This is a genomic window from Pseudonocardia kunmingensis, assembly GCF_006716445.1.
Lineage (GTDB): Bacteria > Actinomycetota > Actinomycetes > Mycobacteriales > Pseudonocardiaceae > Pseudonocardia > Pseudonocardia kunmingensis.
This window is the reverse complement of the sequence record NZ_VFPA01000001.1, coordinates 2,943,509-2,967,989: the sequence shown is the minus strand read 5'-3', so window position 1 is coordinate 2,967,989 and position 24,481 is coordinate 2,943,509. Positions and strand designations below refer to the sequence as shown.

26 protein-coding genes are annotated in these 24,481 nt (G+C 72.6%); 18 read left to right on the top strand and 8 right to left on the bottom strand.

Annotated features, from left to right (window positions below; all coding sequences use genetic code 11):
- The first annotated feature begins 14 nt into the window (after positions 1-14).
- From FB558_RS14135 to FB558_RS14125, 3 genes are read left to right on the top strand one after another with little or no spacing between them, the layout of a single operon-like run.
- Positions 15-1,133 carry a glycosyltransferase gene (locus FB558_RS14135; RefSeq protein ID WP_170231299.1) on the top strand — a complete coding sequence of 373 codons (1,119 nt, stop codon included), beginning with the start codon at positions 15-17 and terminating at the stop codon, positions 1,131-1,133.
- Positions 1,112-1,609, top strand: a complete 498-nt coding sequence (locus FB558_RS14130; protein ID WP_142052782.1) for an acyltransferase — start codon at positions 1,112-1,114, stop codon at positions 1,607-1,609. The genes FB558_RS14135 and FB558_RS14130 overlap by 22 nt, the downstream gene beginning before the upstream one ends.
- Positions 1,606-2,112 (top strand): class I SAM-dependent methyltransferase, encoded by a 507-nt coding sequence (locus FB558_RS14125; protein ID WP_170231298.1) that lies wholly within the window; start codon positions 1,606-1,608, stop codon positions 2,110-2,112. The genes FB558_RS14130 and FB558_RS14125 overlap by 4 nt, the downstream gene beginning before the upstream one ends.
- Before the next feature lie 57 nt (positions 2,113-2,169).
- Here the strand turns inward: FB558_RS14125 and FB558_RS14120 are convergent, their stop codons facing one another.
- Positions 2,170-3,438 (bottom strand): FAD-dependent oxidoreductase, encoded by a 1,269-nt coding sequence (locus tag FB558_RS14120; protein WP_142052776.1) that lies wholly within the window; start codon positions 3,436-3,438, stop codon positions 2,170-2,172.
- On the opposite strand from FB558_RS14120, the gene FB558_RS14115 reads away from it, so the two are divergent.
- Together FB558_RS14115 and FB558_RS14110 are read left to right on the top strand one after the other, a co-directional pair.
- Positions 3,398-3,916, top strand: coding sequence for a MarR family winged helix-turn-helix transcriptional regulator (locus tag FB558_RS14115; RefSeq protein WP_170231297.1), 519 nt, complete (start codon positions 3,398-3,400; stop codon positions 3,914-3,916). The two genes, FB558_RS14120 and FB558_RS14115, sit on opposite strands and share 41 nt — an antisense overlap.
- Positions 3,917-3,991: 75 nt before the next feature.
- Complete coding sequence (locus FB558_RS14110) at positions 3,992-5,518, top strand: multicopper oxidase family protein (RefSeq protein ID WP_246106421.1); 1,527 nt, start codon at positions 3,992-3,994, stop codon at positions 5,516-5,518.
- A gap of 67 nt (positions 5,519-5,585) precedes the next feature.
- Here FB558_RS14110 and FB558_RS14105 read toward each other — a convergent pair whose 3' ends face one another.
- Both FB558_RS14105 and FB558_RS14100 read right to left on the bottom strand, forming a co-directional pair.
- Positions 5,586-6,341, bottom strand: a complete 756-nt coding sequence (locus FB558_RS14105; RefSeq protein WP_142052767.1) for an SDR family NAD(P)-dependent oxidoreductase — start codon at positions 6,339-6,341, stop codon at positions 5,586-5,588.
- The gene (locus tag FB558_RS14100) at positions 6,341-7,198 is read right to left on the bottom strand and encodes a fumarylacetoacetate hydrolase family protein (RefSeq protein ID WP_142052763.1); all 858 of its coding nucleotides are present in this window, start codon (positions 7,196-7,198) and stop codon (positions 6,341-6,343) included. Before FB558_RS14100 ends, FB558_RS14105 begins: the two co-directional genes overlap by 1 nt.
- 287 nt (positions 7,199-7,485) lie before the next feature.
- Here FB558_RS14100 and FB558_RS14095 point away from each other — a divergent pair, with 287 nt between their 5' ends.
- Genes FB558_RS14095 through FB558_RS14065 form a run of 7 tightly spaced genes read left to right on the top strand, consistent with a single transcriptional unit; the run spans position 7,486 to position 14,510 of the window.
- Positions 7,486-8,772 (top strand): L-fuconate dehydratase, encoded by a 1,287-nt coding sequence (locus FB558_RS14095; protein ID WP_142052760.1) that lies wholly within the window; start codon positions 7,486-7,488, stop codon positions 8,770-8,772.
- Positions 8,765-9,715, top strand: a complete 951-nt coding sequence (locus FB558_RS14090; protein ID WP_142052757.1) for an aldo/keto reductase — start codon at positions 8,765-8,767, stop codon at positions 9,713-9,715. Before FB558_RS14095 ends, FB558_RS14090 begins: the two co-directional genes overlap by 8 nt.
- Positions 9,712-10,599 (top strand): amidohydrolase family protein, encoded by an 888-nt coding sequence (locus FB558_RS14085; RefSeq protein WP_142052754.1) that lies wholly within the window; start codon positions 9,712-9,714, stop codon positions 10,597-10,599. The genes FB558_RS14090 and FB558_RS14085 overlap by 4 nt, the downstream gene beginning before the upstream one ends.
- Entirely contained in the window at positions 10,572-10,973 is a 402-nt protein-coding gene (locus tag FB558_RS14080; RefSeq protein ID WP_142052751.1) for an RbsD/FucU family protein, read from the top strand. The genes FB558_RS14085 and FB558_RS14080 overlap by 28 nt, the downstream gene beginning before the upstream one ends.
- Entirely contained in the window at positions 10,970-12,496 is a 1,527-nt protein-coding gene (locus FB558_RS14075) for a sugar ABC transporter ATP-binding protein (protein WP_246106420.1), read from the top strand. Before FB558_RS14080 ends, FB558_RS14075 begins: the two co-directional genes overlap by 4 nt.
- Positions 12,493-13,500, top strand: coding sequence for an ABC transporter permease (locus FB558_RS14070; protein ID WP_142052748.1), 1,008 nt, complete (start codon positions 12,493-12,495; stop codon positions 13,498-13,500). Before FB558_RS14075 ends, FB558_RS14070 begins: the two co-directional genes overlap by 4 nt.
- Before the next feature lie 32 nt (positions 13,501-13,532).
- Positions 13,533-14,510, top strand: coding sequence for an ABC transporter substrate-binding protein (locus FB558_RS14065; protein ID WP_142052745.1), 978 nt, complete (start codon positions 13,533-13,535; stop codon positions 14,508-14,510).
- Positions 14,511-14,600: 90 nt separating this feature from the next.
- On the opposite strand, the gene FB558_RS14060 is transcribed toward FB558_RS14065, so the two are convergent.
- The gene (locus tag FB558_RS14060; protein ID WP_142052743.1) at positions 14,601-15,275 is read right to left on the bottom strand and encodes a FadR/GntR family transcriptional regulator; all 675 of its coding nucleotides are present in this window, start codon (positions 15,273-15,275) and stop codon (positions 14,601-14,603) included.
- Between the two features lie 53 nt (positions 15,276-15,328).
- Between FB558_RS14060 and FB558_RS14055 the strand changes: the two genes are divergently transcribed.
- On the top strand, positions 15,329-16,480 hold the full coding sequence (locus FB558_RS14055) for an AAA family ATPase (protein WP_142052741.1): 1,152 nt from the start codon (positions 15,329-15,331) through the stop codon (positions 16,478-16,480).
- An 85-nt stretch (positions 16,481-16,565) separates the two neighbouring features.
- Here the strand turns inward: FB558_RS14055 and FB558_RS14050 are convergent, their stop codons facing one another.
- The 3 genes from FB558_RS14050 to FB558_RS14040 are packed head-to-tail and all read right to left on the bottom strand — an operon-like array spanning position 16,566 to position 18,935.
- Positions 16,566-17,318 (bottom strand): amino acid ABC transporter ATP-binding protein, encoded by a 753-nt coding sequence (locus FB558_RS14050; protein ID WP_142052738.1) that lies wholly within the window; start codon positions 17,316-17,318, stop codon positions 16,566-16,568.
- Complete coding sequence (locus FB558_RS14045) at positions 17,315-18,121, bottom strand: amino acid ABC transporter permease (protein ID WP_142052735.1); 807 nt, start codon at positions 18,119-18,121, stop codon at positions 17,315-17,317. The genes FB558_RS14050 and FB558_RS14045 overlap by 4 nt, the downstream gene beginning before the upstream one ends.
- Before the next feature lie 7 nt (positions 18,122-18,128).
- Positions 18,129-18,935 (bottom strand): basic amino acid ABC transporter substrate-binding protein, encoded by an 807-nt coding sequence (locus FB558_RS14040; protein ID WP_246106419.1) that lies wholly within the window; start codon positions 18,933-18,935, stop codon positions 18,129-18,131.
- A gap of 220 nt (positions 18,936-19,155) precedes the next feature.
- Between FB558_RS14040 and FB558_RS14035 the strand changes: the two genes are divergently transcribed.
- From FB558_RS14035 to FB558_RS14015, 5 genes are all read left to right on the top strand, one after another.
- The gene (locus FB558_RS14035) at positions 19,156-19,485 is read left to right on the top strand and encodes an antitoxin (protein ID WP_246106418.1); all 330 of its coding nucleotides are present in this window, start codon (positions 19,156-19,158) and stop codon (positions 19,483-19,485) included.
- Between the two features lie 197 nt (positions 19,486-19,682).
- Positions 19,683-20,879, top strand: coding sequence for a pyruvate dehydrogenase (acetyl-transferring) E1 component subunit alpha (pdhA, locus tag FB558_RS14030; protein ID WP_142052729.1), 1,197 nt, complete (start codon positions 19,683-19,685; stop codon positions 20,877-20,879).
- A gap of 2 nt (positions 20,880-20,881) precedes the next feature.
- Positions 20,882-21,856 (top strand): alpha-ketoacid dehydrogenase subunit beta, encoded by a 975-nt coding sequence (locus FB558_RS14025; RefSeq protein ID WP_142052726.1) that lies wholly within the window; start codon positions 20,882-20,884, stop codon positions 21,854-21,856.
- 8 nt (positions 21,857-21,864) lie between these two features.
- Positions 21,865-23,229, top strand: a complete 1,365-nt coding sequence (locus FB558_RS14020) for a dihydrolipoamide acetyltransferase family protein (protein WP_142054188.1) — start codon at positions 21,865-21,867, stop codon at positions 23,227-23,229.
- Positions 23,230-23,295: 66 nt separating this feature from the next.
- Positions 23,296-23,775 carry an FxsA family protein gene (locus FB558_RS14015; protein ID WP_142052723.1) on the top strand — a complete coding sequence of 160 codons (480 nt, stop codon included), beginning with the start codon at positions 23,296-23,298 and terminating at the stop codon, positions 23,773-23,775.
- Between the two features lie 23 nt (positions 23,776-23,798).
- Here the strand turns inward: FB558_RS14015 and FB558_RS14010 are convergent, their stop codons facing one another.
- Complete coding sequence (locus FB558_RS14010) at positions 23,799-24,443, bottom strand: SIMPL domain-containing protein (RefSeq protein WP_142052720.1); 645 nt, start codon at positions 24,441-24,443, stop codon at positions 23,799-23,801.
- Between the last annotated feature and the right edge of the window lie 38 nt (positions 24,444-24,481).

The following is a 24,481-nucleotide window of genomic DNA, read 5'->3' as shown; positions in this document are numbered from 1 at the left end:
GAGACGATCGGATGATGTCGGAGTTCTCCGGGAAGCGGGCGGCGATCGTCTCCTACCGCCTGGGCACGGCCGACGGGGTGTCGGTCACCGCCGCGCAGTGGGCCACGGCCCTGCACCGGCTCGGGATGCAGGTGCGCACGGTCGCCGGTGACGGGAACCCGGACGTGCGCGTGCCCGACCTCGCGCTCGACGCCCGGCGACCACCGACGCGGCGTGCCCTGGCCGGGGCGCTCGACGACGCCGACGTCGTGATCGCCGACAACGTGTGCTCGCTGCCGATGAACCAGGCGGCAGGCGACGCGGTGGCGGACTACCTGCGGGGCCGGCCCGCGGTCCTGCGCCACCACGACCTGCCCTGGGAACGCGAGCGCTACGCCGCCGTCACCACCTGGCCGCCGGACGACGCGGCGTGGCGGCACGTCACCGTCAACGAGCTCGCCCGGCGCGCACTCGCCGCGCGCCGCGGCATCGCGGCCGCCACCGTCTACCACGGGTTCTCCGAGCAGCCCCGCCCCCAGGAGCGCCACGCGGTGCGCTCCCGGCTGGAGGTGGGGGACGGGCTCCTCGTCCTGCAGCCCACCCGCGCCATCCCGCGCAAGAACGTCGACGTCGGGCTGGAGATCGCGGAAGCGCTCGGGGCGACGTTCTGGCTCACCGGCCCGGCCGAGGACGGCTACGCCGACGCGCTGGCGCGGCTGCTGGCGGGCGCCCGGGTGCCGGTGCGCCGCAGGCTGCCGGCGGGGGTCGACATGGCGGCGGCGTACGCGGCGTGCGACGCGGTGGTGCTGCCCTCGTCGTGGGAGGGCTTCGGGCTGCCGCTGGTGGAGGCGGCGCTGCACCGCAAACCGATCGCGGTGGGTGGGTTCCCGGTGGCGCGCGAGCTCGCCGCGTTCGGGTTCCGCTGGTTCCCCGCCGACGACCCGGCGCGCCTCGGCGCGTGGCTCGCCGACCCCGACCCCGACCTGCTCGACCACAACCAGCGGATCGCGGAGAGCCGCTTCGGCATCGACGCGCTCGCCCGCAGGCTCGAACGGCTGCTGTCCGGCGCTCCGGTGTGCCACCATGCTGGCACTGCCGGTGACGACGCCGCCGGTCACGACGGAGGCCAGCGATGCGACTGCGGGACAGCCTGATCACCCGAGTCCTGCGGGGCCCGCTCGAGGCGCTGGTCGCCGAGCAGGTGGCCCGGCAGGTGCAGGAGCTCAAGCTCGACGCCCTGTACTCCTACCGCTGGCACGGCGAGCGCTCCCGCCTGCACGTCCCGGACACCGCCGTGGTCAACAACGCCCTGTTCAACATGTCCGGCGGCACGATCACCCTGGGTGAGCACGTGTTCTTCGGCCACGACGTCGCCGTCCTCACCGGCACGCACGACGTCACGAAGTTCGGCCGCGACCGGCAGCTCGCCTTCCCCCGCTCGGGGCGCGACGTCGTGATCGGCGAGGGCGTCTGGCTGGCCAGCCACGTCCTCGTGCTGGGCCCGGTCACGATCGGCGAGCACGCCGTCGTCGCGGGCGGCTCGCTCGTGCGCGAGGACGTGGAGCCCTACACGGTGGTGGCGGGGCGCCCGGCCAAGCCCGTCAAGAAGATCGCCCGTCCCGGCTCGTGAAGCTCGAGATCGGCGCCGGGGAGAAGCCGCACCCCGACTACGACCTGCACGTCGACGTACTGGCGCTGCCGGGGATCGCCGTGCGCTGCGCGGTCGACGCCCTGCCGTTCGCCACCGGGTCGCTGGACGCGCTGCGCGCCAACCACGTGCTGGAGCACCAGAGCTACGAGCTGGTGGCGCAGACCCTGCGGGAGTGGGCCCGGGTGCTGCGCCCCGGCGCGCGGGTCGACATCGGCGTGCCGGACGCGAAGTTCGTGGCCGCGCAGTGGGTGCGCGGCGAGGTCGACACGGCCGAGGCGAACCACTGGATCCTCGGCGGGCACTCCGAACGCGCCGCCCACCGGGGCACCGACGGGCGCGGCGTGCCGCTGTGGATCTGGAACGCCCACCACACGCTGTTCGACGCGGAGTCGCTGCGCGCGGCCGTCGAGGAGTGCTTCGTGGTGGAGGAGCTGTTCACCTACGACATCCGCAACCTGCGCTGCTACGCCCGCACGCCCTGAGCTCGGTCGATGCGGGCATCCGTCGCGCGATCGTCGAGCCGACGGACCCGGATCTCGTCAGCCGACGCCGTGGGCGAGCGGATCGACCTCGTCGACGCGATACGAGTACTGCTCGTGCGTGGCGCTCGCGCCCATGCGCAGGAACAGCGGCAGCGAGAGGTCGCGGAAGCGGCTCCCCGCGGCCGAGGACGCCTTCCGGGTGCCGATCCGGCGACCCATGGCGACGATCTGCTCGACCCGGCCGCGGCGGGTGTTGGTGAAGTTCGCGAGCGCGATCGCCGTGTTCGGGCTGTCCCGCAACGCTCGGGGCAGGATGACGGCGTCCTCGAGGCAGAGGCTGGCGCCTTGGCCGGCACTGGGATTGGTGGCGTGCGCGGCGTCGCCGACCAGGCAGACGCGCGCCGTCTGCCAGGTGGCCAGCGATGGCAAGTCGTAGATCGGCCATGCCCCGAGGGATGTGGTGGCCGCGTCGAGCACGCGGCGCACTGCGGCAGGATCGTCCGCGTGAAGCTCGCGCACACGCTCCAGCCACGCAGCGGGATCGATCTTCGCCAGGGTACCGCGCGCCGGCTCGGGAGCAGGCACGTTGCTGAACCAGTAGGCGGTGCCTCGGTGCACGACGAACCCGAAGAACGCGCGCCGACCGAAGTACATCTGCTGGGCTCGGCTGTCCGGCAAGTCGATCGGGACCCAACCCCCGCAGTCGATGACCCCGCCATAGGCGGGACGCGGGGCGTCCGGCCACACCGACGCGCGGACCTGGGACCAGATCCCGTCCGCCCCGACAACGACGTCGGCGCCGAGCTCCCGTCCGTCCTCCAGGACGACGGTCGCCTCGCCGGGTGTCTCCCGCACCGCGGCGACGCGCGCGCCGTGCTCCACTGCGATCCCGGCCTCGCGCACCGCGACGAGCAACTGCTCGCGCAGCAGCCCTCGACGGACCAGGTGGCTCGTCGCTCCGTACCGCGCCCGATCCCCGGTGCCGTCGAGCCTGGCGATCCGGCGACCGGCAGCGTTGCGGAACTCGATACCCGAGACCGCGGCACCGCGGGCCGCCTCCACGAGGCCCGGTTGTCCCAGGGCCGCGAGCGCGATCATCCCGTTCGGCGCGATGGTCAGGAACGCACCCTCCTCCGGTCCGGCGGAGCTCCGGGCCTCGATCAGGCGGCTGTCGATGCCCACCCGATGCAGCCCCAGCGCCAGCGCACACCCGGCGATCCCGGCACCACAGATCAGCACGTCCACGACGCCTCCGCGAGTGATTAGTTCGATCGAAGGAAATACTATGGGCGGCGACGAACCCGCGTCAAACGGATGGAACGACATGGACTCGGACGAACTCGACCGAGATGCGGTCCTGGCTCGACTGTCGATGGCGGGGCGACGGCAGAGCACGGCGATGGTGCTGTTCCACGCCAACCTCGCCGCGCGACTCGGACTGGGGGCCACCGATGAGAAGGTGCTCGAACTGGTGAGTCGCCACGGGGCGCTCACTCCGAAGGAGCTCGCCCGGCGCACCGGCCTCGCGCCGGCGTCGATCAGCGCGGTCCTCGACCGCCTGGAGGCCAAGCACTTCCTGCGTCGGCAACGCAGCTCCGACGATCGGCGCAGCTTCCGGGTGGTTCCGGATCCCGAGCACACGCGGGCGGTCGGTGCTCTGTTCACCGGGCTGATGACCGAGCTCGCGGCGCTGCACGCGAGCTATTCGACCGAGGACCTGCGCACCGTCCTCGGCTTCATCGAGGCCACCACGCGGATCCAGGAGCGGGCGGCACGAGAGCTGGGCGGCCCATCGGAGGACTGACCATGCGCACGGTTTGACGAGGCGGCCCCGCCTCCATATCGTTAGTTCGATCGAACGAACGAAATGGAGACCGAGGTGCCCCCCGACCTTCCACCCCTCGCCCACGGCCGGCCTCTGGCCCGACGGCGGTTCCTCGTGCTCGGAGGGGCTGCCGGCCTGACCGCTCTCGCCGCAGCCTGCTCGTTCGTCCCCCGCGATCCGATCGTCGTGCCGCTGTCCGGGGACCCACGCCCGCTCCACGTCCCGCCGCTCGCGCGATCGGAGCTCGACCACCGCGGCCGGCGGGTCTTCGACCTGGCCGCTGCTGCCGCATCGACGCGTTTCGTCGCCGGAACGACGACTCCGACCTGGGGCTTCAACGGCACCTACCTGGGCCCGACGCTGCGGGCCTCGCGCGGGGAGGAGGTGCTCATGCGCGTCACGAACGCGCTCGACGAGGCGACCACCGTCCACTGGCACGGCATGCACCTGCCCGCCGTCGCCGACGGGGGACCGCACCAGGTCATCGAACCCGGCGGGACCTGGGAACCGACCTGGCGGATCGACCAGCCCGCAGCCACCCTCTGGTACCACCCGCACTCGCACGGCGAGACCGAGAGCCAGGTCAACCGCGGACTCGCCGGGATGTTCCTGATCGACGACGACGCCGAGGCCGCGCTCGCCCTGCCCCGCCACTACGGCGTCGACGACATCCCCGCCATCGTGCAGGACCGCACGTTCGCCGCGGACGGAACGTTCGTCGACGACGGGCACAACGACGCCGGGCTGCTGGGCGACACGCTGCTCGTCAACGGCACCATCGCCCCCTACCTCGATGTCTCCACCGAACGTGTCCGGCTGCGGCTCCTCAACGCCTCCAGCGCCCGCTCCTACCGCTTCGCCCTCGACAGCGATCAGCCGTTCGCCCTCGTCGCCACCGACGGCGGGCTGCTCCCGGCCCCGCGAACGGTCGACTCGGTCCAGCTCACCCCCGGCGAGCGCGCCGAGGTCGTCGTCGCCCTGCGGTCCGCAGAGCGGATCGTGCTGCGCTCGCTGCCCCAGGACCTGCAGGCCGGCTCCGGACGTAGTCGGGACTGGGGTGCCGAGGACACCTTCGACGTCCTCGAGCTCCGCGCAGCGTCGGCTCTCACCGCGTCCCCCGACCTCCCGTCGACGCTCGTGGAGTTCTCACCGCTCGACCCAGCCGACGCGGTCCGGACCCGTTCGTTCCGCCTCAGCGGGGACTCGATCAACGGGGAGGAGATGGACATGAGTCGCATCGACTTCGCCGTCACGGCCGGCTCCACCGAGGTCTGGGAGGTCACCAACGGGCACAGCCAGCCGCACAACTTCCACGTGCACGACGTCCGTTTCCAGGTCCTCGACACCGACGGCGTCCCCCGCGAGGCCGAGCGCGAATCGTGGAAGGACACCGTCTACCTACCACCGGACACCACCACCCGCATCGTGATGCGCTTCGGCCACCACACGGACGTGGACGTTCCGTACATGTACCACTGCCACCTGCTCTACCACGAGGACAACGGCATGATGGGGCAGTTCGTCATCGTCGAGCCCGGCGGTGGCCAGGGCGCGGTCGCGCACCCCGGCCACGGACATTGACCGTCGGCGAGCCGGTACGGCGTTCGCGCTGCTACGCCCGCGAGGCCGGGCGCGGCTCGGATCCGCTCTATCCCTTCGGCCGCAGCCTCAGCTCCTGCATCCCGCCGTCCACGGCGAGCACGACGCCGGTCGTGGACGTCGAGCGCGGGTTCGCCAGGTACGCGACCGCGTCGGCCACCTCGTCCGCCGACACGAGCCGCCCGTGCGGCTGGCGGGCCTCGAGCGCGGCGCGCTCGGCGGCCGGGTCCTCGGCGCTGTCCAGGAGGCGGCCGACCCACGGCGTGTCCGCGGTGCCGGGGGCGACGGCGCACACCCGGATGCCCTCGGCGAGGTGGTCGGCCGCCATCGCGCGCGTCAGCGCGTGCACCGCGCCCTTGCTGGCGCTGTAAGCGGCGCGCTGCGGGATGCCGGCCGTGGCGGCGATCGAGCCGGTGTTGACGACCGCCGCGGACGGGGAGCGGCGCAGCGCCGGCAGCGCAGCCCGGGTGGTGCGCACCATCCCGAGCAGGTTGACGTCCAGCACCCGGTGCCACTCGTCGTCGGAGTTGTCGGCGACGGTGCCCTGCGAGCCCACCCCGGCGTTGTTGACCAGGACGTCGAGCCGGTCCCACTCCTGCAGCACGCGGTCGACCGCGGCGCGCACCGACGCGTCGTCGGTGACGTCGGCCTGCACCGCGAGCGCGCCCTCGGGCGGGCTGGTCACGTCCCGGTCCAGGACCGCGACGCGCGCGCCGGCCGCCATCAGCCGGCGCGCGATCGCGGCGCCGATCCCGGACGCGCCGCCGGTGACGGCCGCGACCAGCCCGTCGAACTCGCCCGCCATCAGCGGGTCCCGTCGACGAACGCGTGCCGCTGCCGGCCGAGGCCCTCGATCTCGATCTCGACGACGTCACCCGCCGTCAGGAACGGGAAGCGGCCCGACAGCGCGACACCCTGCGGCGTCCCGGTGATCACCAGGTCGCCCGGCTCCAGGGTCATGTACTGCGACAGGTGCCAGACCAGGAACTCGACGTCGAAGATCATGTCCTTCGTGGAGGAGTCCTGGCGCGGGTCGCCGTTCACCCAGCTGCGCAGGCGCAGGTTGCGGTGGTCGACCTCGTCCGGGGTGACCAGCCAGGGGCCCGTCGGGCAGAAGCCGGGCGCGCACTTGCCCTTGCTCCACTGCCCGCCGGAGACCTCGATCTGGGCGTGGCGCTCGGACAGGTCGTCGGCCACCACGAAGCCTGCGATGTGCGAGAGGCTCTGCTCCGGGGAGTCGAGGTAGGCCGCGGTCGAGCCGATCACGATGCCCAGCTCGACCTCCCAGTCGACCTTGGCCTGGGCGCTGCGCGGCATCGCGACGTCGTCGTCCGGGCCGCCGACGGTGTTCGGCGTCTTGAAGAAGACGACGGGGTTCTCCGGCGGCGCGGCGCCCGACTCGGCGGCGTGGGCCGCGTAGTTCATCCCGATGCAGATCACGGCGCCGGGACGCGCGACGGGCGAGCCGACGCGCAGGTCGGCCGCGCCGTCCAGGGCGGGGAGCGAGCCGGCGTCGGCGGCGGCGCGCACCTCGGCGACCCCGCCGCGGGCGAGGAAGCCGCCGTCGATGTCGCGGGCGAGGCCGCGCAGGTCGTAGGTCCCGGTGTCGGTGACCAGGGCGGGGATCTCGGCTCCGACAGGTCCGAGGCGGGCGAGCTTCATCGGCGGCTCCTCACCGGTCGAGGTGGTCGAAAGATCTGATGTCCGAGGGGGAACCTACCGGCCGCGCGGCCCAGGATCGACCGTGCGGGTCCGGTCCGGCCCGTGATCTCGAGTATCGGTTGCTCATTGTCGTCGCGACAGCAATGAACAACCGATACCGCGGATCTTCCGGTCGCGCCGGGGTCGCGGACGGGCGGGAAGTCGCGACCGAACCGCTATCTGATCGTTGTTGACCGGCATACATCGGATGTCTACCGTGGGCCGCGCATCGGCAGAAGGGACTGCGCGTGAGCCGCATCACCGCTCTGGAGACCGCGGACGTGCGGTTCCCGACCTCGCTCGAGCTCGACGGGTCGGACGCGATGAACCCCGACCCGGACTACTCCGCGGCCTACGTCCGGATCGTCACCGACGCCGCGGACGGCCTCACCGGGCACGGCTTCGTCTTCACGATCGGCCGGGGCAACGACGTGCAGGTCGCGGCGATCGAGGCGCTCGCCGGGCACCTCGTCGGCCGGGACGCCGAGGAGCTCCTCGCCGACATGGGCGGCACCTGGCGCGCGCTCGTGCACGACTCGCAGCTGCGCTGGCTGGGCCCGGAGAAGGGCGTCATGCACATGGCGATCGGCGCGGTCGTCAACGCGCTGTGGGACCTGCGCGCCAAGCGCGAGGGCCGCCCGCTGTGGCAGGTCCTCGCGGCGATGACGCCCGAGCAGCTGGTCGACCTCGTCGACTTCCGCTACCTCACCGACGCGCTCACCCGCGAGCAGGCGCTGGAGATCCTGCGGGCGGCGCAGCCCGGCCGCGCCGAGCGGGAGGCGCGGCTGCTGCGCGAGGGCTATCCCGCCTACACGACCACGCCCGGGTGGCTCGGTTACGACGACGAGAAGCTCGACCGGCTCTGCCGGGAGGCGGTCGCCGAGGGGTTCGACCAGATCAAGCTCAAGGTCGGCGGCGACCTCGCCGACGACGTGCGGCGGTTGCGGATCGCCCGCGACGCCGTCGGTCCGGACGTGCGGATCGCGGTGGACGCCAACCAGCGCTGGGACGTCGCCGAGGCGATCTCCTGGATCGGGGAGCTGGCGGGCTTCGACCTCGCCTGGGTGGAGGAGCCCACCAGTCCCGACGACGTGCTCGGGCACGCCGCGATCGCGCGCGGCATCGCCCCGATCCCGGTGGCGACCGGCGAGCACATGGCCAACCGGGTGCTGGCCAAGCAGTTCCTCGCCGCCGACGCGGTGGCGGTGCTGCAGATCGACGCCACGCGCGTGGCGGGCGTCAACGAGAACCTCGCGATGCTGCTGCTCGCGGCGCGGTTCGGGGTGCGGGTCTGTCCGCACGCCGGCGGCGTCGGGCTCTGCGAGGCGGTGCAGCACCTGGCGATGCTCGACTACGTCGCCGTGTCCGGCCGGATCGACGGACGCATGATCGAGTTCGTCGACCACCTGCACGAGCACTTCGTCACGCCGGTCCGCGTCGCCGGTGGGCGCTACCGGACGCCCACCGAGCCCGGAGCGGGCACGGAGATGCACGCCGCCTCGCTGGCGGGGCATACGGTGTCGCGCGATGCGTGAAATCGATTCCCTCGGGTTCGGCGGCGCGAACCTCGGCAACCTGTTCACCGCCATGACCGACGAGCAGGCGCACGCCGTGCTCGCGTCGGCGTGGGACTGCGGCATCCGCTACTTCGACACCGCCCCGCACTACGGCCTCGGGTTCGCCGAGCGCCGGCTCGGCGCGTTCCTCGCGGACAAGCCCCGCGACGATTTCGTCATCTCGACGAAAGCCGGCCGGCTGCTCCGGCCCAGCCCGGAAACATCAGACGAGTCGGACGAGGAAGGCGGGTTCGTCGTCCCGGCCGACCTGCGCCGCGTGTGGGACCCGTCGCCCGACGGCGTGCGCCGCAGCCTCGACGAGTCGCTGGAGCGGCTCGGCCTCGACCGGGTCGACGTGCTGTTCCTGCACGACCCCGACGAGTACGACGACATGGAGGGATCGGTCCGCTCGGCCGTCCCGGGCCTGGTCGCGCTGCGCGACGAGGGCCTCGTGCGGGCGGTGGGGATCGGGTCGAAGTCCGTGGCCGCGCACCTCGCCGGTGTGCGGGAGGGCGGGCTCGACCTGCTCATGGTGGCGGGCCGCTACACGCTGCTCGAGCAGCCCGCCGCCGCCGAGCTGCTGCCGGAGTGCCGGGAGCGCGGGATCGGCGTCGTGCTGGCGGGCGCGTTCAACTCCGGGCTGCTCTCGACCTCGCACCCCGCCGCCGGGGCTCGCTACGAGTACGGCGACGCGCCCGCCGAGGTCATCGCACGCGCGCAGCGGCTCGCGGCCGTCTGCGCCGAGCACGGCGTCGAGCTGCCGGCCGCCGCGCTGCAGTTCCCGCTGCGGGAGCCGGCCGTCCGGTCGGTCGTGCTGGGGGCCACCGAGCCCGCGCACGTGCGGCAGAACGTGGAGCGGGCCGCGGCGCCGATCCCGGACGCGCTGTGGGAGCACCTCGCCGCCGACGGGCTCGTGCCGTGATCCCGAACGCGATCGACGCCCACCTGCACCTCTGGGACCTGCAGCGCAGCGCCTACTCCTGGATCACCCCGGAGCACGGCCCGCTGCACACCACGATCACGCCCACGCGCGCCGAGGGCGAGCTGCGCGCGTCGGGCGTCGGGCGCGCGGTGCTCGTGCAGGCGGAGGACTCGGTCACCGACACCGAGCTCATGCTGGAGGTCGCCGCCGCGCACCCCTGGGTGGCCGGCGTCGTCGGCTGGGTGCAGCTGGACGCCCCGGACGTCGCGGCCGCCCAGCTCGACCGGTTCACGGTCGACCCGGCGTTCTGCGGGGTGCGCCACCTCGTGCACGACGACCCGCGCGACGACTTCCTCGCACTGCCGTCCGTGCGCACGTCGCTGGGCCTGCTCGCCGAGCGCGGCCTGCCCTTCGACGTGCCGGACGCCTGGCCGCGCCACCTCACGGCCACGGCCGAGCTGGCCGCCGCGCTGCCCGGGCTCACGGTGGTGCTCGACCACCTCGGCAAGCCCCCGCACGGGAAGCCCGGCTTCGCGCAGTGGCGGGAGGCGTTCGCCGCCGTCGCCGCGCGCCCGAACACCGTCACCAAGGTGTCCGGGTTGCAGGTGGCGGGCGAGCCGTTCACCGTCGCCGGCATCCGGCCCGCGTGGGATGCGGCGCTGGACCTGTTCGGCCCGGACCGGCTGCTGTGGGGCAGCGACTGGCCGATGACGCTGCTCACCGCGGGCTACGCCGGCACCTGGGAGGTCGTGTCCCAGCTGGTCGGGGAGCTGACCGCCGAGGAGCAGGACAAGATCCTCGCGGCCACGGCGCAGCGCGTCTACCGTCTCGATCCGAACACCCCTGAGGAGGCAGCGTGCTCTCGGGCATCCACCCGCTCCTGACCGGGCAGTTGCTCGCCCACCTCGACGCGATGGGGCATTCCGACACGGTCGTGCTGGCCGACGCGCACTTCCCCGCGCACCGGCTCGGCACCCGCGTGCTCGACATGCCAGGCGTCACGACGCCGGACCTCATGGCCGCGATCCGGACGGTGGTGCCGCTGGACGACGCGCCCGCCGTCGACCTCATGGCCACCCCGGACGGCGAGCGGCTGCCCGTGCAGGAGGAGCTGGTCACCGCGGCAGGCACCCCGGACGTGCGGTTCCTCGACCGGTTCGGGTTCTACGAGGCCGCCGCGCCCGCGTACCTGATCGTGCGCACCGGTGAGACCCGGGTCTACGGCAACGCGATCCTGCGGAAGGGGGTCGTGACGTGAGCGAGCGGAGCGCGGGGCTGCTCCTCGAGGCCCGCGGCGTCGGGAAGAGCTTCCCCGGCGTACGGGCGCTGCAGGACATGCACCTGGAGCTGCGCCGCGGCGAGGTGCTCGCCCTCGTCGGCGAGAACGGCGCCGGCAAGTCGACGTTGATGAAGCTGCTGTCGGGCATCTACACCGCCGACGAGGGCGAGTTCCTCCTCGACGGGAAGCCGCTGCAGGTCAGCGGCCCGCGCGACGCGCTGGAGCAGGGCATCAGCATCATCCACCAGGAGTTCAACCTGATGCCCGACCTCACGGTCGCGCAGAACATCTTCATCGGCCGCGAGCCGCGCGCCGGGCGGGTGTTCCTGGCCGACCGCGCGCTGGAGGCGAAGGCGGCCGAGCTGCTGGACCGGCTGCACCTGCCACTGCGCCCCGGCCAGCGGGTGGGGGACCTGACGGTCGCGAAGCAGCAGATGGTCGAGATCGCCAAGGCGCTCTCCTACGACGCCCGCATCCTGATCATGGACGAGCCCACGGCGGCGCTGAACGACGCCGAGGTGCGGGTGCTGCACGACCTGATCCGGCGCTTCCGGACGCCGGACACCGCCGTCATCTACATCTCGCACCGGATGGACGAGCTGAAGGCGATCAGCGACCGGATCACGGTGATCCGCGACGGGCGCTACGTCGAGACGCTCGACACGGCCACCACGACCATGCCCGAGGTCATCTCCCGGATGGTGGGGCGGGAGATCGCGGGCGGCGCCGGGCCGGAGGGCGTGCGCGACGACCGGCCCGTCGTGCTCTCGGTCGACCGCCTCAGCACCAAGGACCTGCTGAACGAGGTCTCGTTCGAGCTGCGCGAGGGCGAGATCCTCGGCTTCGCCGGGTTGATGGGCGCCGGGCGCACCGAGGTCGCCCGCGCGCTCGTGGGTGCCGACCCGGTCGCCTCCGGCACGGTGTCCCTGCGCGGGAAGCCCGTGCGCATCACCAGCCCGGCCGAGGCCGCCAAGCACCGCATCGGCTACCTGTCCGAGGACCGCAAGCAGCTCGGGCTGCTGCTCGAGCAGGACGTCAACGCCAACATCGGGCTGAGCTCGGTGAAGGAGCGGTTCCAGTCCTTCGGGTTCGTGCGCGCGAAGGCCATGCGGGCGCGGTCGCGCGAGCTGGTGGACGCCCTGCGCATCCGCACCCCGTCGGTCGACCAGACGGCCAAGTTCCTCTCCGGCGGCAACCAGCAGAAGGTCGTCATCGCGAAGTGGCTGGTCAAGGACTGCGACGTCCTGATCTTCGACGAGCCGACGCGCGGGATCGACGTGGGCGCCAAGGAAGAGATCTACCGGCTGCTCAACGACCTCGCCGCCCAGGGGAAGTCGATCATCATGATCTCCTCCGAGCTGCCGGAGGTGCTGCGGATGTCGCACCGCATCGTCGTCATGAGCGAGGGGCGGGTCACCGGGCAGCTCGCCGCCGCCGAAGCCACCCAGGAGAGCGTCATGCACCTCGCCACCCTGCGTCCGGAGACGGAGACCGTCCGATGACCACCCCCACCGCCACCGAGGAGGCGCAGCGCAAGGAGGCACCCGCCGGGGTGCGCCACACGCTGCGGGCCGGGCTGCAGCAGTTCCTCGCCTTCGCGAGCCTGCTGGTCATCTTCGCGATCTTCTCGATCGTCAGCCCGAACTTCTTCAACTACGGCAACATCACCAACATCCTGTTCTCGACCGTCGTGATCGGGACGCTGGCGCTGGGCACCACGTTCGTGATCATCACCGGCGGCATCGACCTGTCGATCGGCACCGGGATGGCGCTCTGCGCCGTGATGTCGGGCGTGCTCATCGTGAACGCCGGGGTGCCGATGCCGCTCGGCGTGCTCGGCGCGATCCTCTTCGGCGGGCTGATCGGCCTGGTCAACGGGCTCAACGTGGCCGTGCTCGGGCTGCCGCCGTTCATCGCGACGCTCGCGATGATGATGGTGGCGCAGGGGCTCGCCCTCGTCCTCTCCGACAGCACCCCGATCTACTTCGACCAGACGCCCGCCTACATCGACATCTCGATCGGCAGCCTGATCCCGGGCACCGACTTCCCCAACGCGGTGATCATCCTCGCGCTGGCCGCGGTGCTCGCAGGCGTGCTGCTCAACAAGACGGTGCTCGGCCGCTACACGTACTCGATCGGCAGCAACGAGGAGGCCACGGCCCTCTCGGGCATCGACGTGCGGCGCTGGAAGATCCTCATCTACACCCTCGCCGGCCTGTTCACCGGGCTCGCGGGCGTGATGATCTCGGCACGCCTCGGGTCCGCGCAGCCCGCCACCGGCATGGGCTACGAGCTGCAGGCGATCGCGGCCGTCGTCATCGGCGGTACCTCCCTGTCGGGGGGCAAGGGCTCGATCATCGGTACGGTCATCGGCGCCCTGATCATCTCCGTGCTCAACAACGGGCTGCAGATCATGCTGATCCCGCAGGAGTGGCAGAACGTCATCCTCGGCTGCGTGATCCTGCTCGCCGTCTACGCCGACCGCGCGCGCAAGCGCGCTTCCTGACAACCCGTTCGACCAAGGGAGTTCGATCGACCATGCGGATCCACCGGATCGGAGCGGCCGTCGCGGCGGCCGCCTTCGCCCTGACCGCCGCGGCCTGCGGCGGCGGGTCGGACGCGGGCGGCGGCGGGGGCGGCGAGGCCGACCAGCCCTACGTCGCCATCGTGTCCAAGGGCTTCCAGCACCAGTTCTGGCAGGCCGTGAAGCAGGGCGCGGAGCAGGAGGCCGCCCGCCAGGGCGTGCGGATCAGCTTCGAGGGCCCGGCCACCGAGGCCGACATCGAGGCCCAGGTGACGATGCTGACGAACGCGCTGGGCCGCCAGCCCGACGTCATCGGCTTCGCCGCCCTCGACTCCCGGGCCGCGGCGCCGCTGCTGCAGCAGGCCCAGAGCCGCGACATCCCGGTCATCGCCTTCGACTCGGGCGTCGACAGCGACATCCCGCTCACCACCGCCGCCACCGACAACAAGGCGGCCGCGGCGGAGGCCGCGAAGCACATGGCCGAGGCGCTCGGCGGCACCGGCAAGGTCGCGCTCGTCGTGCACGACCAGACCAGCAAGTCCGGCACCGACCGCCGCGACGGCTTCGTCGAGTGGATGCAGGCCAACGCGCCCGGCATCCAGCTGCTCGAGCCGCAGTACGGCGGCGGCGACCAGGCCAAGTCCGCCGACATCACGAAGGCGATCATCGCGGCCAACCCGGACCTGCGCGGCATCTACGGCTCGAACGAGGGCTCCGCGATCGGGGTCGTCCGCGGCGTGCAGGAGAGCGGCGTGCAGGGCCTCACCGTCGTCGGCTTCGACTCCGGCGCGGCGCAGGTCGAGGCGATCCGCAACGGCACGATGCTCGGCGCGATCACCCAGAACCCGGTCGGCATGGGCGAGCAGCTCGTCGACGCGGCGGTGAAGGCCACCCGCGGCGAGCAGCTGCCGCCCGTGATCGACACCGGCTTCTTCTGGTACGACCAGAGCAACATCGACAGCCCAGAGATCCAGGAAGTCCTCTACCAGTAGGCCCCGCCCGCTCCGCGGAAGTTCAGGAAAGCCACATTCATGTCCTGCAGGTTCATGAATGTGGCTTTCCTGTACTCCGGGCCGGAGGCCTCAGCCCAGCGCCCGCCGCACCCACTCCGCCACGCCGTTGATGTGCACCGTCGCGTGCGCCGCCGCAAGGGTCGCGTCGCCCCTCGCCAGCGCATCGACGATCGCGCGGTGCTCCGTGAGGGTGCGCGTCACCGCGCCCTCCTCGGACAGGCCGCGCCAGATGCGCGCCCGCAGGGTGCTGCTGGACAGCGTCTCCAGCAGGCTGGTCAGGTAGGCGTTGCCGGCGAGATCGGTGATGTAGCGGTGGAAGACGCCGTCGTGGGCCACGAGGTCGTCCACCGACGTCGTGGCGTGCACCTGAGAGAGCAGGCCCTGCAGGTGCTCGACGTCGCCCGCCGAGGCGCGCGCGGCCGCCAGGCCGGTGGCGGCCGGCTCCAGGATCCGGCGCACCTCGAACAGCTCGAGCACCGACGCGTCCTGGTGGATGTCCACCACGAACGACATCGCGTCGAGCAGGAGGTCGGGCGTCAGGCTGGTGACGTAGGTGCCGTCGCCGCGCCGCACGTCCAGCACCCTGATGACCTCGAGCGCCTTGACCGCCTCGCGCAGCGAGCTGCGGGAGAGCCCCAGCGCCTCGGAGAGCTCCTTCTCCGGTGGCAGCCGGTCGCCGGGGCGCAGCTCACCGGACCGGATCATCGCCTTGATCTTCAGGATCGCCTCGTCGGTGACGGCCACCCGTCGAGTCTGCCAGGCGGCCCGCTGTCGGTGTCCCCGGTTAGCGTGCCCGCGTGCTGACCACGCTGGCCGTCGAGAACTACCGCTCGTTGCGCGATCTCGTGCTGCCGCTCTCCCGGCTCACGGTGGTCACCGGGGCGAACGGGAGCGGCAAGTCCAGCCTGTACAAGGCGCTGCGGCTGCTCGCCGACGCCGCGCGCGACGGCGCGGTGGCCGCGCTCGCGCGGGAGGGCGGGCTGCCGTCGGCGCTGTGGGCGGGGCCGGAGACCGTGGGCCGGGGGCCGGTGCAGGGCACCCGCCGCACGAAGCCGGTGGGGCTGCGGCTCGGGTTCTCCGGCGACGAGTTCGGCTACGCGCTCGACCTCGGCATGCCGGTCCCGACGCAGACCGCGTTCCACCGCGATCCGGAGTTCAAGCGCGAGTGCGTGTGGCGCGGGCCGGTGCTGCGGCCGGCCGCGCTGCTCGCCGACCGCGACGGCCCGGTGGTGCGGGGGCGCGAGCCCAGTGGCGCCTGGGGCCGGGAGTCCCACCGGATCGGGCTGACCGACAGCATGCTCACGGCGTTCGCCGACCCGCGGGTCTCCCCCGAGGTGCTGCTGGTGCGCGAACGCATCCGGTCGTGGCGGTTCTACGACCACTTCCGCACCGACGCCGACGCGCCGGCGCGCCAGGCCCGGGTGGGCACCCGCAGCCCCGTGCTCGACCACGACGGCGCCGACCTGGCGGCCGCGCTGCAGACCATCCAGGAGGTCGGCGACCCGGCGGAGCTCGCCGCGGCCGTCGACGACGCCTTCCCCGGTTCGCGGATCGGGGTGGCAGCGGGCGAGGACGGCCGGTTCGCGCTGCGGTTCCACCAGCACGGCCTGCTGCGCCCGCTGAGCGCGGCAGAGCTGTCCGACGGCACGCTGCGCTACCTGCTGTGGGTGGCGGCGCTGCTGAGCCCGCGCCCGCCCGAGCTGCTCGTGCTCAACGAGCCGGAGACCAGCCTGCACCCGGACCTGCTGCCGCCACTGGCCGCGTTGATCGCGGCCGCCGCGGCGCGCACGCAGGTCGTGGTGGTCACGCACGCCCTGCCGCTGGTGCGCGCCCTCGAGGCGGTCGGCGACGACACGGCGCTTCTGGAGCTGGAGAAGGAGCACGGCGCCACGGTGCTGGCCGGCCAGGACCTGCTGGACCGCCCGTCGTGGCACTGGCCGAAGCGCTGACTGCGAGCTCGCACACCGACATCTGCGCTGCCGCACCGACTGCAGTCGGTGTGGCAGCACCGGAATCGGTGTGCGAGCGTCGGGGTCAGACCTCGGCCGTGCCGTGCAGCACCCGGGCGAGGAACGTGCGCGTCCGCTCCTGGCGGGGGGCTCCGATCACGTCGGCAGGCGCGCCCTCCTCCACGATCACGCCGCCGTCGATGAACAGCACGCGGTCGGCCACCTCGCGGGCGAACTGGATCTCGTGGGTCACCACGAGCATGGTCATGCCCTCCCGGGCGAGGCCGCGCATGACGTCGAGGACGTCGCCGACCAGCTCAGGGTCGAGCGACGACGTGGGCTCGTCGAACAGCATGACCGTCGGGTCCATGGACAGCGCGCGGGCGATCGCGACGCGCTGCTGCTGGCCGCCGGAGAGCTGGCGGGGCATCGCGTTCTCCCGGTTCGCGAGCCCCACCCGCTCGAGGTTGGCCCGGGCCACCCGCTCGGCGTCCTGCTGGCTGCGCCCGAGCACCCGACGCTGGGCGATGGTGAGGTTCTTCAGCACCGAGAGGTGCGCGAACAGGTTGAACTGCTGGAACACCATGCCGGTGGTGCGCCGCGCGGCGTCGATGTCGACGTCCGGGTCGGTCATCTCGTGGTCGCCCACGACGACGGTGCCGCCGGTGGGCACCTCGAGCAGGTTCACGCAGCGCAGCAGCGTGGACTTGCCCGACCCGGACGGCCCGATGATGCAGACCACCTCACCGCGCGCGACCTCGAGGTCGATCCCGCGCAGCACGTGGTTGCTGCCGAAGGACTTGTGCAGGTCCGTGACGCGGACCACGGTGTCGGTCATACCTCGGCACCCTTCGGCATGCCCGCGCTGCCGAACCGGCGTTCCAGGCGGCGCGCGAGGTACGACAGCGGGATCGTGATGATCAGGTAGCAGAGCCCGACGACGAGGATCGGCGTGAGGCTGCGCACCTCGTTCAGCGCGGCCCGGCCGAACTGGGCGAGCTCCTGTTGCGTCAGGGTGGTGCCGAGCAGGAACGCCAGCGAGGAGTCCTTCGTCAGCAGGATCAGCTCGTTGGTGAGCGGCGGCAGGACGATGCGGAACGCCTGCGGGATCACGATGAACACCATCGTGCGCGCGGGCGACATGCCGAGCGAGCGGGCCGCCTCGACCTGGCCGGGCGGCACCGCCTGGATCCCGGCGCGGATGGTTTCGGCGATGTAGGCCGAGCCGACGATGCCGAGGGCGAGGGTGATGGAGAGCGTGCGGTCCAGGATGGTCCCGAAGGCCAGCGGGATGCCGAACCCGATGGCGATCACCACCAGCAGGGCGGGCAGCCCGCGGAAGAACTCCACGTAGGCACCCGCGACCACGCGGTAGACCGCCACCGACGACAGCCGCATGAGGGCCAGGAGGAGGCCGAGGGCGAGCGCGAGGAGGAAGCCCAGCGCGGTGAAGACCACCGTGTTGCGCAGCGCGATCGTGAGGACGTCGGGGAACAGGCTCGCGGCGACCTCGAAGTCGAAGAACGCGCGGCCGATCGTGGCCCAGTCCGCGGTGAACGCGACGACCAGCACGACCGCGACCGCGATCCCGTACTGGACGCCGCGCCACACCCGGGCCCGCTGGCGGCGGGTGAGTGCCATGCGGGGGTCAGCCCTGGCTCGGGGCCTGGCCGAACCACTTCTCGTAGATCCGGTCGTAGGTGCCGTCGGCGCGCGCCGCGGCGATGGTCTCGTTGATCGCCTGCAGCAGGGCGGTGTTGCCCTTGCGGACGCCGAACCCGTACTGCTCGTCGGTGCGGAACTCCGCGGTGACGGCGAGGCCGGGGTTCTTCTTCGCGAAGTCGAGCAGCGGACCGTTGTCGGCGATCCCCGCGTCGACGGTGCCGGTCTGCACGGCCGTGGTCAGCAGCCCGAGGTCCTCGAAGACGACGATCTCGGCGCCGGTGATGTTGTTCTGCGCGTACTCCTGGCCGGTCGTGCTGTTCTGCACGCCGACCTTCTTCCCCGCGAGGCCGGCCGGATCGGTGATCCCGGTGGCCTCCTGCACCAGCAGGGCCTGGGTGGCGTCGAAGTAGGGATCCGAGAAGTCGATGTTCTGCTTGCGCTCCTCGGTGATCGTCATCGCCGCGGCGCCGATGTCGCACTGGCCGGAGTCGAACGCAGCCCCGGACTGGATGCCGTCGAAGGGCATGTCGATGATCTGCTGCTCGACCCCGAGCTTGGCGGCCACCAGGTCGACCATCTCGACGTCGAACCCGACGATCTCCGCACCCTCCTGGAACTGGAAGGGCTCGTAGGGCAGGTGGGTGCAGGTGGTCAGCTGCCCGTCGGTCACCAGCTCCACGCCGCCGGCGGCCGGTGCCGCTTCCTCACCTCCGCCTCCGCACCCCGCGAGGACGACCGCGAGCGCGGCGGCGCCGAGCACGATCGGGATGGAACGTCGGGTGGCAGGCACGGGGACCTCCTCGTGGGCGGTGAGTACGCGGGGATGCTGCCATCCGGAGGCCCCCGGTACACCTCCGCGTCGGTCACTGTTGTGTGACGTCACCCTGAGTGATTCGTTGCCGCGGGCCCGTGAGGACCGGGACTAGGTTGGGTACCCCTGGAACCAGCAGACACCGCATGCGCGTTGTCCGCGATGAGTGCACCTACCACGGAGGACCGCGATGCCCCTGATGAGACGGCTGGCAATGCTGGCCACGGCGGCCGAGGCCGCGCGCCGCTACGCGAAGAGCAACCCCGACAAGGCCTCCAAGTACCTCGACCAGGCTGCGTCCTTCGTGGACAAGCAGACCAAGGGCAAGTACTCGGGCCAGATCCGCGGCGCCACGGACAAGGCGAAGGGGTTCGCCGGCATCCGCCAGACCCCGGGCCACGGGGTCGCGGGCAACGGGCACGCGCAGGGCTACGACCAGAACGCCGGCTACGGCAAGACGGCCGGCTACACGGCCCCGCCGCAGCAGACCCCGCCCGCCCCGCAGCCCGGCCAGTCGCCGACGCCGTAAGGGCCACCCGCGAACGGCACGTCCTCGAGCACGGGGGGCGTGCCGTTCGTGCGTGCAGGTGCACCTCGTGGGGGCCTCCCGTGCCAGGATGACGTCGAGCCGGCAAGGGCGCCCTCACCCCCGGGCGTCCCGGCCGGGCCGCGTCCCTCCGCGCCCGCCACGAACGGGAGCGGCTGGAGAGAGTACGAGGAGGCAGCGTGTCCGTTCCACACGACTGGACCCCGCCCACGGCAGCCAGCCCGGAGCCCCGGCCTGGTCGCGACCACGTGGTCGCCGGCCTGAAGGCCACCGACGAAGGGGATCCCGAGCTCGTCCAGCTGCTCACCCCGGAGGGCCAGCGGGTGTCCGATCCCCGCTTCGACGCCTACGGCGCCGATCTGGGCGTCACGGAGCTGAAGAGCCTCTACCGCGACATGGTGCTCGTACGCCGGGTCGACCGGGAGGGCAACGCATTGCAGCGGCAGGGCCAGCTCGGCATCTGGGTGCCGTTGCTCGGCCAGGAGGCCGCCCAGGTGGGCGCCGGCCGCGCGATGGCACCGCAGGACATGGCCTTCCCGTCCTACCGGGAGCACGGCGTCGCCTGGACCCGCGGGATCGACCCCACCGACCTGCTCGGGATCTTCCGCGGCACCGACCACGGATCGTGGGACCCGAAGGACGCCCGGTTCCACCTGTACACGATCGTCATCGGCAACCAGTGCCTGAACGCCACCGGTTACGCGATGGGCCAGAAGTTCGAGGGCAAGGTCGGCGAGGGCCCCGACAGCGAGGCCACCATCTGCTTCTTCGGCGACGGCGCCACCAGCCAGGGCGACGTGCACGAGGGCTTCGTGTGGGCCGCCGTCTACGACGCGCCCGTCGTCTTCTACTGCCAGAACAACCAGTGGGCGATCTCCGAGCCCACGTCGCGCCAGAGCCGGGTGCCGCTGTACAAGCGCGCGGAGGGCTACGGCTTCCCCGGCATCCGCGTCGACGGCAACGACGTGCTGGCCTGCCTCGCCGTCACCCGTTGGGCGTTGGAGGAGTGCCGCAGCGGCAACGGGCCGGTGCTCGTCGAGGCCTTCACCTACCGCATGGACGCCCACACCACGTCCGACGACCCGTCGCGCTACCGGCTCGCCGACGAGCTGGAGCTGTGGAAGCTCAAGGACCCGATCGAGCGCGTGCGGGTCAACCTGGTGCGCGAGCACGGCATCGGCCAGGAGTTCTTCGACGAGGTGCAGGCCGAGTCCGACGCGCTGGCCGCGCGGTTCCGCGAGTTCTGCGTGAACATGCCGCCGCCCGCGCCGGACCGGATGTTCTCGCAGGTCTACGCGGAACCCTCGCCCGTGCTGGAGGCACAGCGCGCGGCGTTCCTGGACTACCACGCGTCCTTCGAGACCGAGGGGGTGTGACGGTGGTGCAGCTGACCCTGGCCAAGGCGCTGAACGACGGCCTCCGCGCCGCGATGGAGCGCGACTCGAAGGTCCTCGTCATGGGCGAGGACGTCGGCAAGCTCGGCGGCGTCTTCCGCGTGACCGACGGGCTGCAGAAGGACTTCGGGGAGCAGCGCGTGCTCGACACCCCGCTGGCCGAGTCCGGGATCATCGGCACCGCCGTCGGCCTCGCCATCCGCGGCTTCCGGCCGGTGTGCGAGATCCAGTTCGACGGGTTCGTGTTCCCCGGCTACGACCAGATCGTCTCCCAGCTCGCGAAGCTGCACTTCCGCTCCCAGGGCAAGGTCCGGGTGCCGGTGGTCGTGCGCATCCCGTTCGGCGGGGGCATCGGCGCCGTCGAGCACCACAGCGAGTCGCCGGAGTCGCTGTTCGCGCACGTCGCCGGGCTCAAGGTCGTCGCCTGCTCGAACCCGTCGGACGCCTACTGGATGATCCAGCAGGCGATCGCGAGCGACGACCCGGTGATCTTCTTCGAGCCGAAGCGGCGGTACTGGGAGAAGGGCGAGGTCGACCTCGACGCCGACCCGCCGCCGCTGTACGCCTCGCGGGTGGTGCGGCCGGGCCGCACGCTCACGCTCGCCGGTTACGGGCCGGTGCTCAAGACCTGCCTGGAGGCCGCCGCGGCGGCCGAGGCCGACGGCCACGACCTCGAGGTGATCGACCTGCGCACGCTGTCCCCGCTGGACCTCGACCCGGTCGTCGAGTCGGTGCGCCGCACCGGGCACCTGGTCGTCGTGTCCGAGGCGCCGTCGGAGTCGTCGGTCACCTCGGAGATCGCTGCCCGGGTGCAGCAGGAGGCGTTCCACTCGCTGGAGGCGCCGGTCCTGCGCGTCACCGGCTTCGACGCGCCCTACCCGCCGTCCAAGTGCGAGGAGGACTACCTCCCCGACCTCGACCGGGTGCTCGACGCCGTCGACCGCTCGTTGGCCTGGTGAGGGCAGCGATGCGCCGCGAGTTCGCCATGCCCGACGTCGGTGAGGGGCTCACCGAGGCCGAGATCGTCAGCTGGCAGGTCCAGCCGGGCGACACCGTCACCGTCAACCAGGTCATCTGCGAGATCGAGACGGCGAAGGCCGCCGTCGAGCTGCCCTGCCCGTACGCGGGCACGGTGGGCGAGCTGCTCGCCCGGCCCGGCGAGACGATCGCGGTCGGCACGCCGATCATCGCGATCGAGACGGAGGCGGCTGGAGGCGCGGCGCCGGCGGGCGAGGCGCGGGCGGGCGAGGCGGCGGCCCCCCGGGCCGGCGACGAGGGCGGAGCGAAGATCGGCGAGGCCGGTGCGGACGGCCGCATCGCCACCCTGGTCGGCTACGGCCCGCGCCCCGGCTCGGTCACCCGCCGCCCCCGCCGCACGGCGCAAGCCACCTCCCCACAACCCGCTGACGAACGGCACTCCCGTCGGCTGGGTACCGACGAGAGTGCCGTTCGTCAGGTGGATCAGGGCGCGGACGCGGGGCGCGTGCCGCTCGCCAAGCCGCCTGTCCGCAAGCTCGCCAAGGATCTCGGTGTCGATCTGCGTTCCCTCGCCGGCACGGGCTCCGGGGGCGTGATCACGCGGGCCGACGTCGAAGCAGCCGCCGCACCCGCTCCGGCGCAGGTCGCCGCCGTCGGCGGGGTGCGGCGGGAGCCGATCCGCGGGGTGCGCAGGGCCACCGCGGCAGCCATGGTGAGCAGCGCGTTCACCGCGCCGCACGTCACGGAGTTCCTCGCCGTGGACGTCACCGCCACGATGGCGCTGCGCGACCGGCTGCGGGCCACGCGCGAGTACGCGGACGTGAAGCTCACGCCGCTGGCGTTCGTGGCCAAGGCGGTCTGCCTGGCGGCGAAGCGCACGCCCGAGGTCAACGCCTCCTGGGACGAGGCGGCCGGCGAGATCGTCTACTACGAGCGGGTGCAGCTCGGGATCGCCGCGGCGACGCCGCGCGGGCTGATCGTGCCCAAGGTCCGCGACGCCGACACGCTGTCGCTGCGCGAGCTGACCGGCGCGCTCGGCGAGCTCACGGCCACGGCGCGGGCGGGCAAGACGCCGCCCGCCGACCTGGTGGGCGGCACCTTCACGATCACCAACGTCGGGGTGTTCGGCGTCGACACCGGCACGCCGATCATCAACCCCGGGGAGGCGGCGATCCTGGCCGTCGGCGCGATCAAGCCGACGCCCTGGGTCGTGGACGGCGAGCTGGCGGTGCGCACCGTGTGCCAGCTGTCGCTCTCGTTCGACCACCGGCTCGTCGACGGCGAGCAGGGGTCGCGGTTCCTGGCCGACGTCGGCGCGCTCCTGACCGATCCGGGGCTCGCGCTCACCTGGTGACGGAGGTGACCGATCCGTGACCCCCGGACCGGGAGCACGGAGGGCGTCTCGTGCGTTACTAGGGGTATGGCGTTCGTGCTCCTGTACCTCGTGGTCGAGATCGTCGCGCTGGTCGCGCTCGGGTCGGCGATCGGGCTGGGCTGGACGCTGCTCGTGCTGCTGGCCGGCTCGGTGCTCGGCCTGTGGCTCGCGCGTCGCGAAGGCGTGCGGGCCGCGCAGGCGCTCGCCGAGGCCGTGAACAACCGTCGCGTGCCCACGGCCGAGCTCACCGACGGCATGCTGGTGGCGGCGGGCGGCGTGCTGCTGTTCGTGCCCGGCCTGGTCACCGACCTCGCCGGCCTGCTGCTCCTGCTGCCGCCGGTCCGGGCGCTGGCCCGCCGCCGGCTGGTGCAGGCGGCCGAGAAGCGCTCACCGGAACTGCGCACGGCGCGCATCCGGTCGCAGGCGCCGGTGGTCGACGGCGAGGTCGTCGAGCCGGACGAGCGCCCGCAGCGCTCCGGACGGTTCGTGATCGAGGGCACCGTCGTGCCCGGCGACCAGCGCTGATCCCCGCCGGCACGCACCGCCCGTCAGGGCAGGAGAGCCCAGGTCGTCGTGCACCTCGCCGTCACGCGCACGGGCTCGGGTTCGAGGCCCAGCGCACGCACGTCGGGGCCGCCGGACTCGACCGCTGCCGTCCGGTAGGCCATCGGGGCGGAGTGCTCGGCCGCCTCGGACAGCCGCCGCAGCGGACCGAGCCCGCCGCCCAGCGCGGCGGCGTACCCCTCGGCCCGCACGCGCGCGTCGGCCACGGCACGCTGCTGCGCCTCGCGCAGCGCCGCGGCGGGGTCGGCGAGCACCCAGTGCGGTCCCCGCAGGTCGGTGGGCTCCGCGCCGACCAGGGCCGACAGCACCTCGTCCAGTGCCGAGACGTCCGTGACGAGCAGCGCGAGGTCCTCGGCGGCCCGGCAGCCGACCACGCGGCCGTCGCGCCACTCGTGGTGCACCCGCAGCCGCCGGTGCCGCACCTCCAGCCCGGACCGCTGCAGCGCCGGTTCCGCACCGGCCACGCGCCGTCCCAGCTCGGACACGGCGGCGGAGCGTGAGCGGGCCACCGCGGTGAAGGAGACGTCGAGCTCGGCGCGGTCGCCCAGCTGCTCGAACCAGCCGCTCCCCTCCGTGACGATCTCCGGAGCGACGGTCTCCGGACTTTGGGCGTCGTCGGTCGGGGTCACGACCACAGGAAACCAGATCGGCGAGTATCGAGTTGTCT

Excerpts from the sequence above, each read along its gene's own strand:
- FB558_RS14135 (WP_170231299.1), top strand. The coding sequence starts at position 15 with ATGTCGGAGTTCTCCGGGAAGCGGGCGGCGATCGTCTCCTACCGCCTG.
- FB558_RS14130 (WP_142052782.1), top strand. The coding sequence starts at position 1,112 with ATGCGACTGCGGGACAGCCTGATCACCCGAGTCCTGCGGGGCCCGCTC.
- FB558_RS14115 (WP_170231297.1), top strand. The coding sequence starts at position 3,398 with ATGGGCGGCGACGAACCCGCGTCAAACGGATGGAACGACATGGACTCG.
- FB558_RS14120 (WP_142052776.1), bottom strand. The coding sequence starts at position 3,438 with ATGTCGTTCCATCCGTTTGACGCGGGTTCGTCGCCGCCCATAGTATTT.
- FB558_RS14105 (WP_142052767.1), bottom strand. The coding sequence starts at position 6,341 with ATGGCGGGCGAGTTCGACGGGCTGGTCGCGGCCGTCACCGGCGGCGCG.
- FB558_RS14100 (WP_142052763.1), bottom strand. The coding sequence starts at position 7,198 with ATGAAGCTCGCCCGCCTCGGACCTGTCGGAGCCGAGATCCCCGCCCTG.
- FB558_RS14090 (WP_142052757.1), top strand. The coding sequence starts at position 8,765 with ATGCGTGAAATCGATTCCCTCGGGTTCGGCGGCGCGAACCTCGGCAAC.
- FB558_RS14070 (WP_142052748.1), top strand. The coding sequence starts at position 12,493 with ATGACCACCCCCACCGCCACCGAGGAGGCGCAGCGCAAGGAGGCACCC.
- FB558_RS14065 (WP_142052745.1), top strand. The coding sequence starts at position 13,533 with ATGCGGATCCACCGGATCGGAGCGGCCGTCGCGGCGGCCGCCTTCGCC.
- FB558_RS14050 (WP_142052738.1), bottom strand. The coding sequence starts at position 17,318 with ATGACCGACACCGTGGTCCGCGTCACGGACCTGCACAAGTCCTTCGGC.
- FB558_RS14045 (WP_142052735.1), bottom strand. The coding sequence starts at position 18,121 with ATGGCACTCACCCGCCGCCAGCGGGCCCGGGTGTGGCGCGGCGTCCAG.
- FB558_RS14035 (WP_246106418.1), top strand. The coding sequence starts at position 19,156 with ATGAGACGGCTGGCAATGCTGGCCACGGCGGCCGAGGCCGCGCGCCGC.
- FB558_RS14020 (WP_142054188.1), top strand. The coding sequence starts at position 21,865 with ATGCGCCGCGAGTTCGCCATGCCCGACGTCGGTGAGGGGCTCACCGAG.
- FB558_RS14015 (WP_142052723.1), top strand. The coding sequence starts at position 23,296 with ATGGCGTTCGTGCTCCTGTACCTCGTGGTCGAGATCGTCGCGCTGGTC.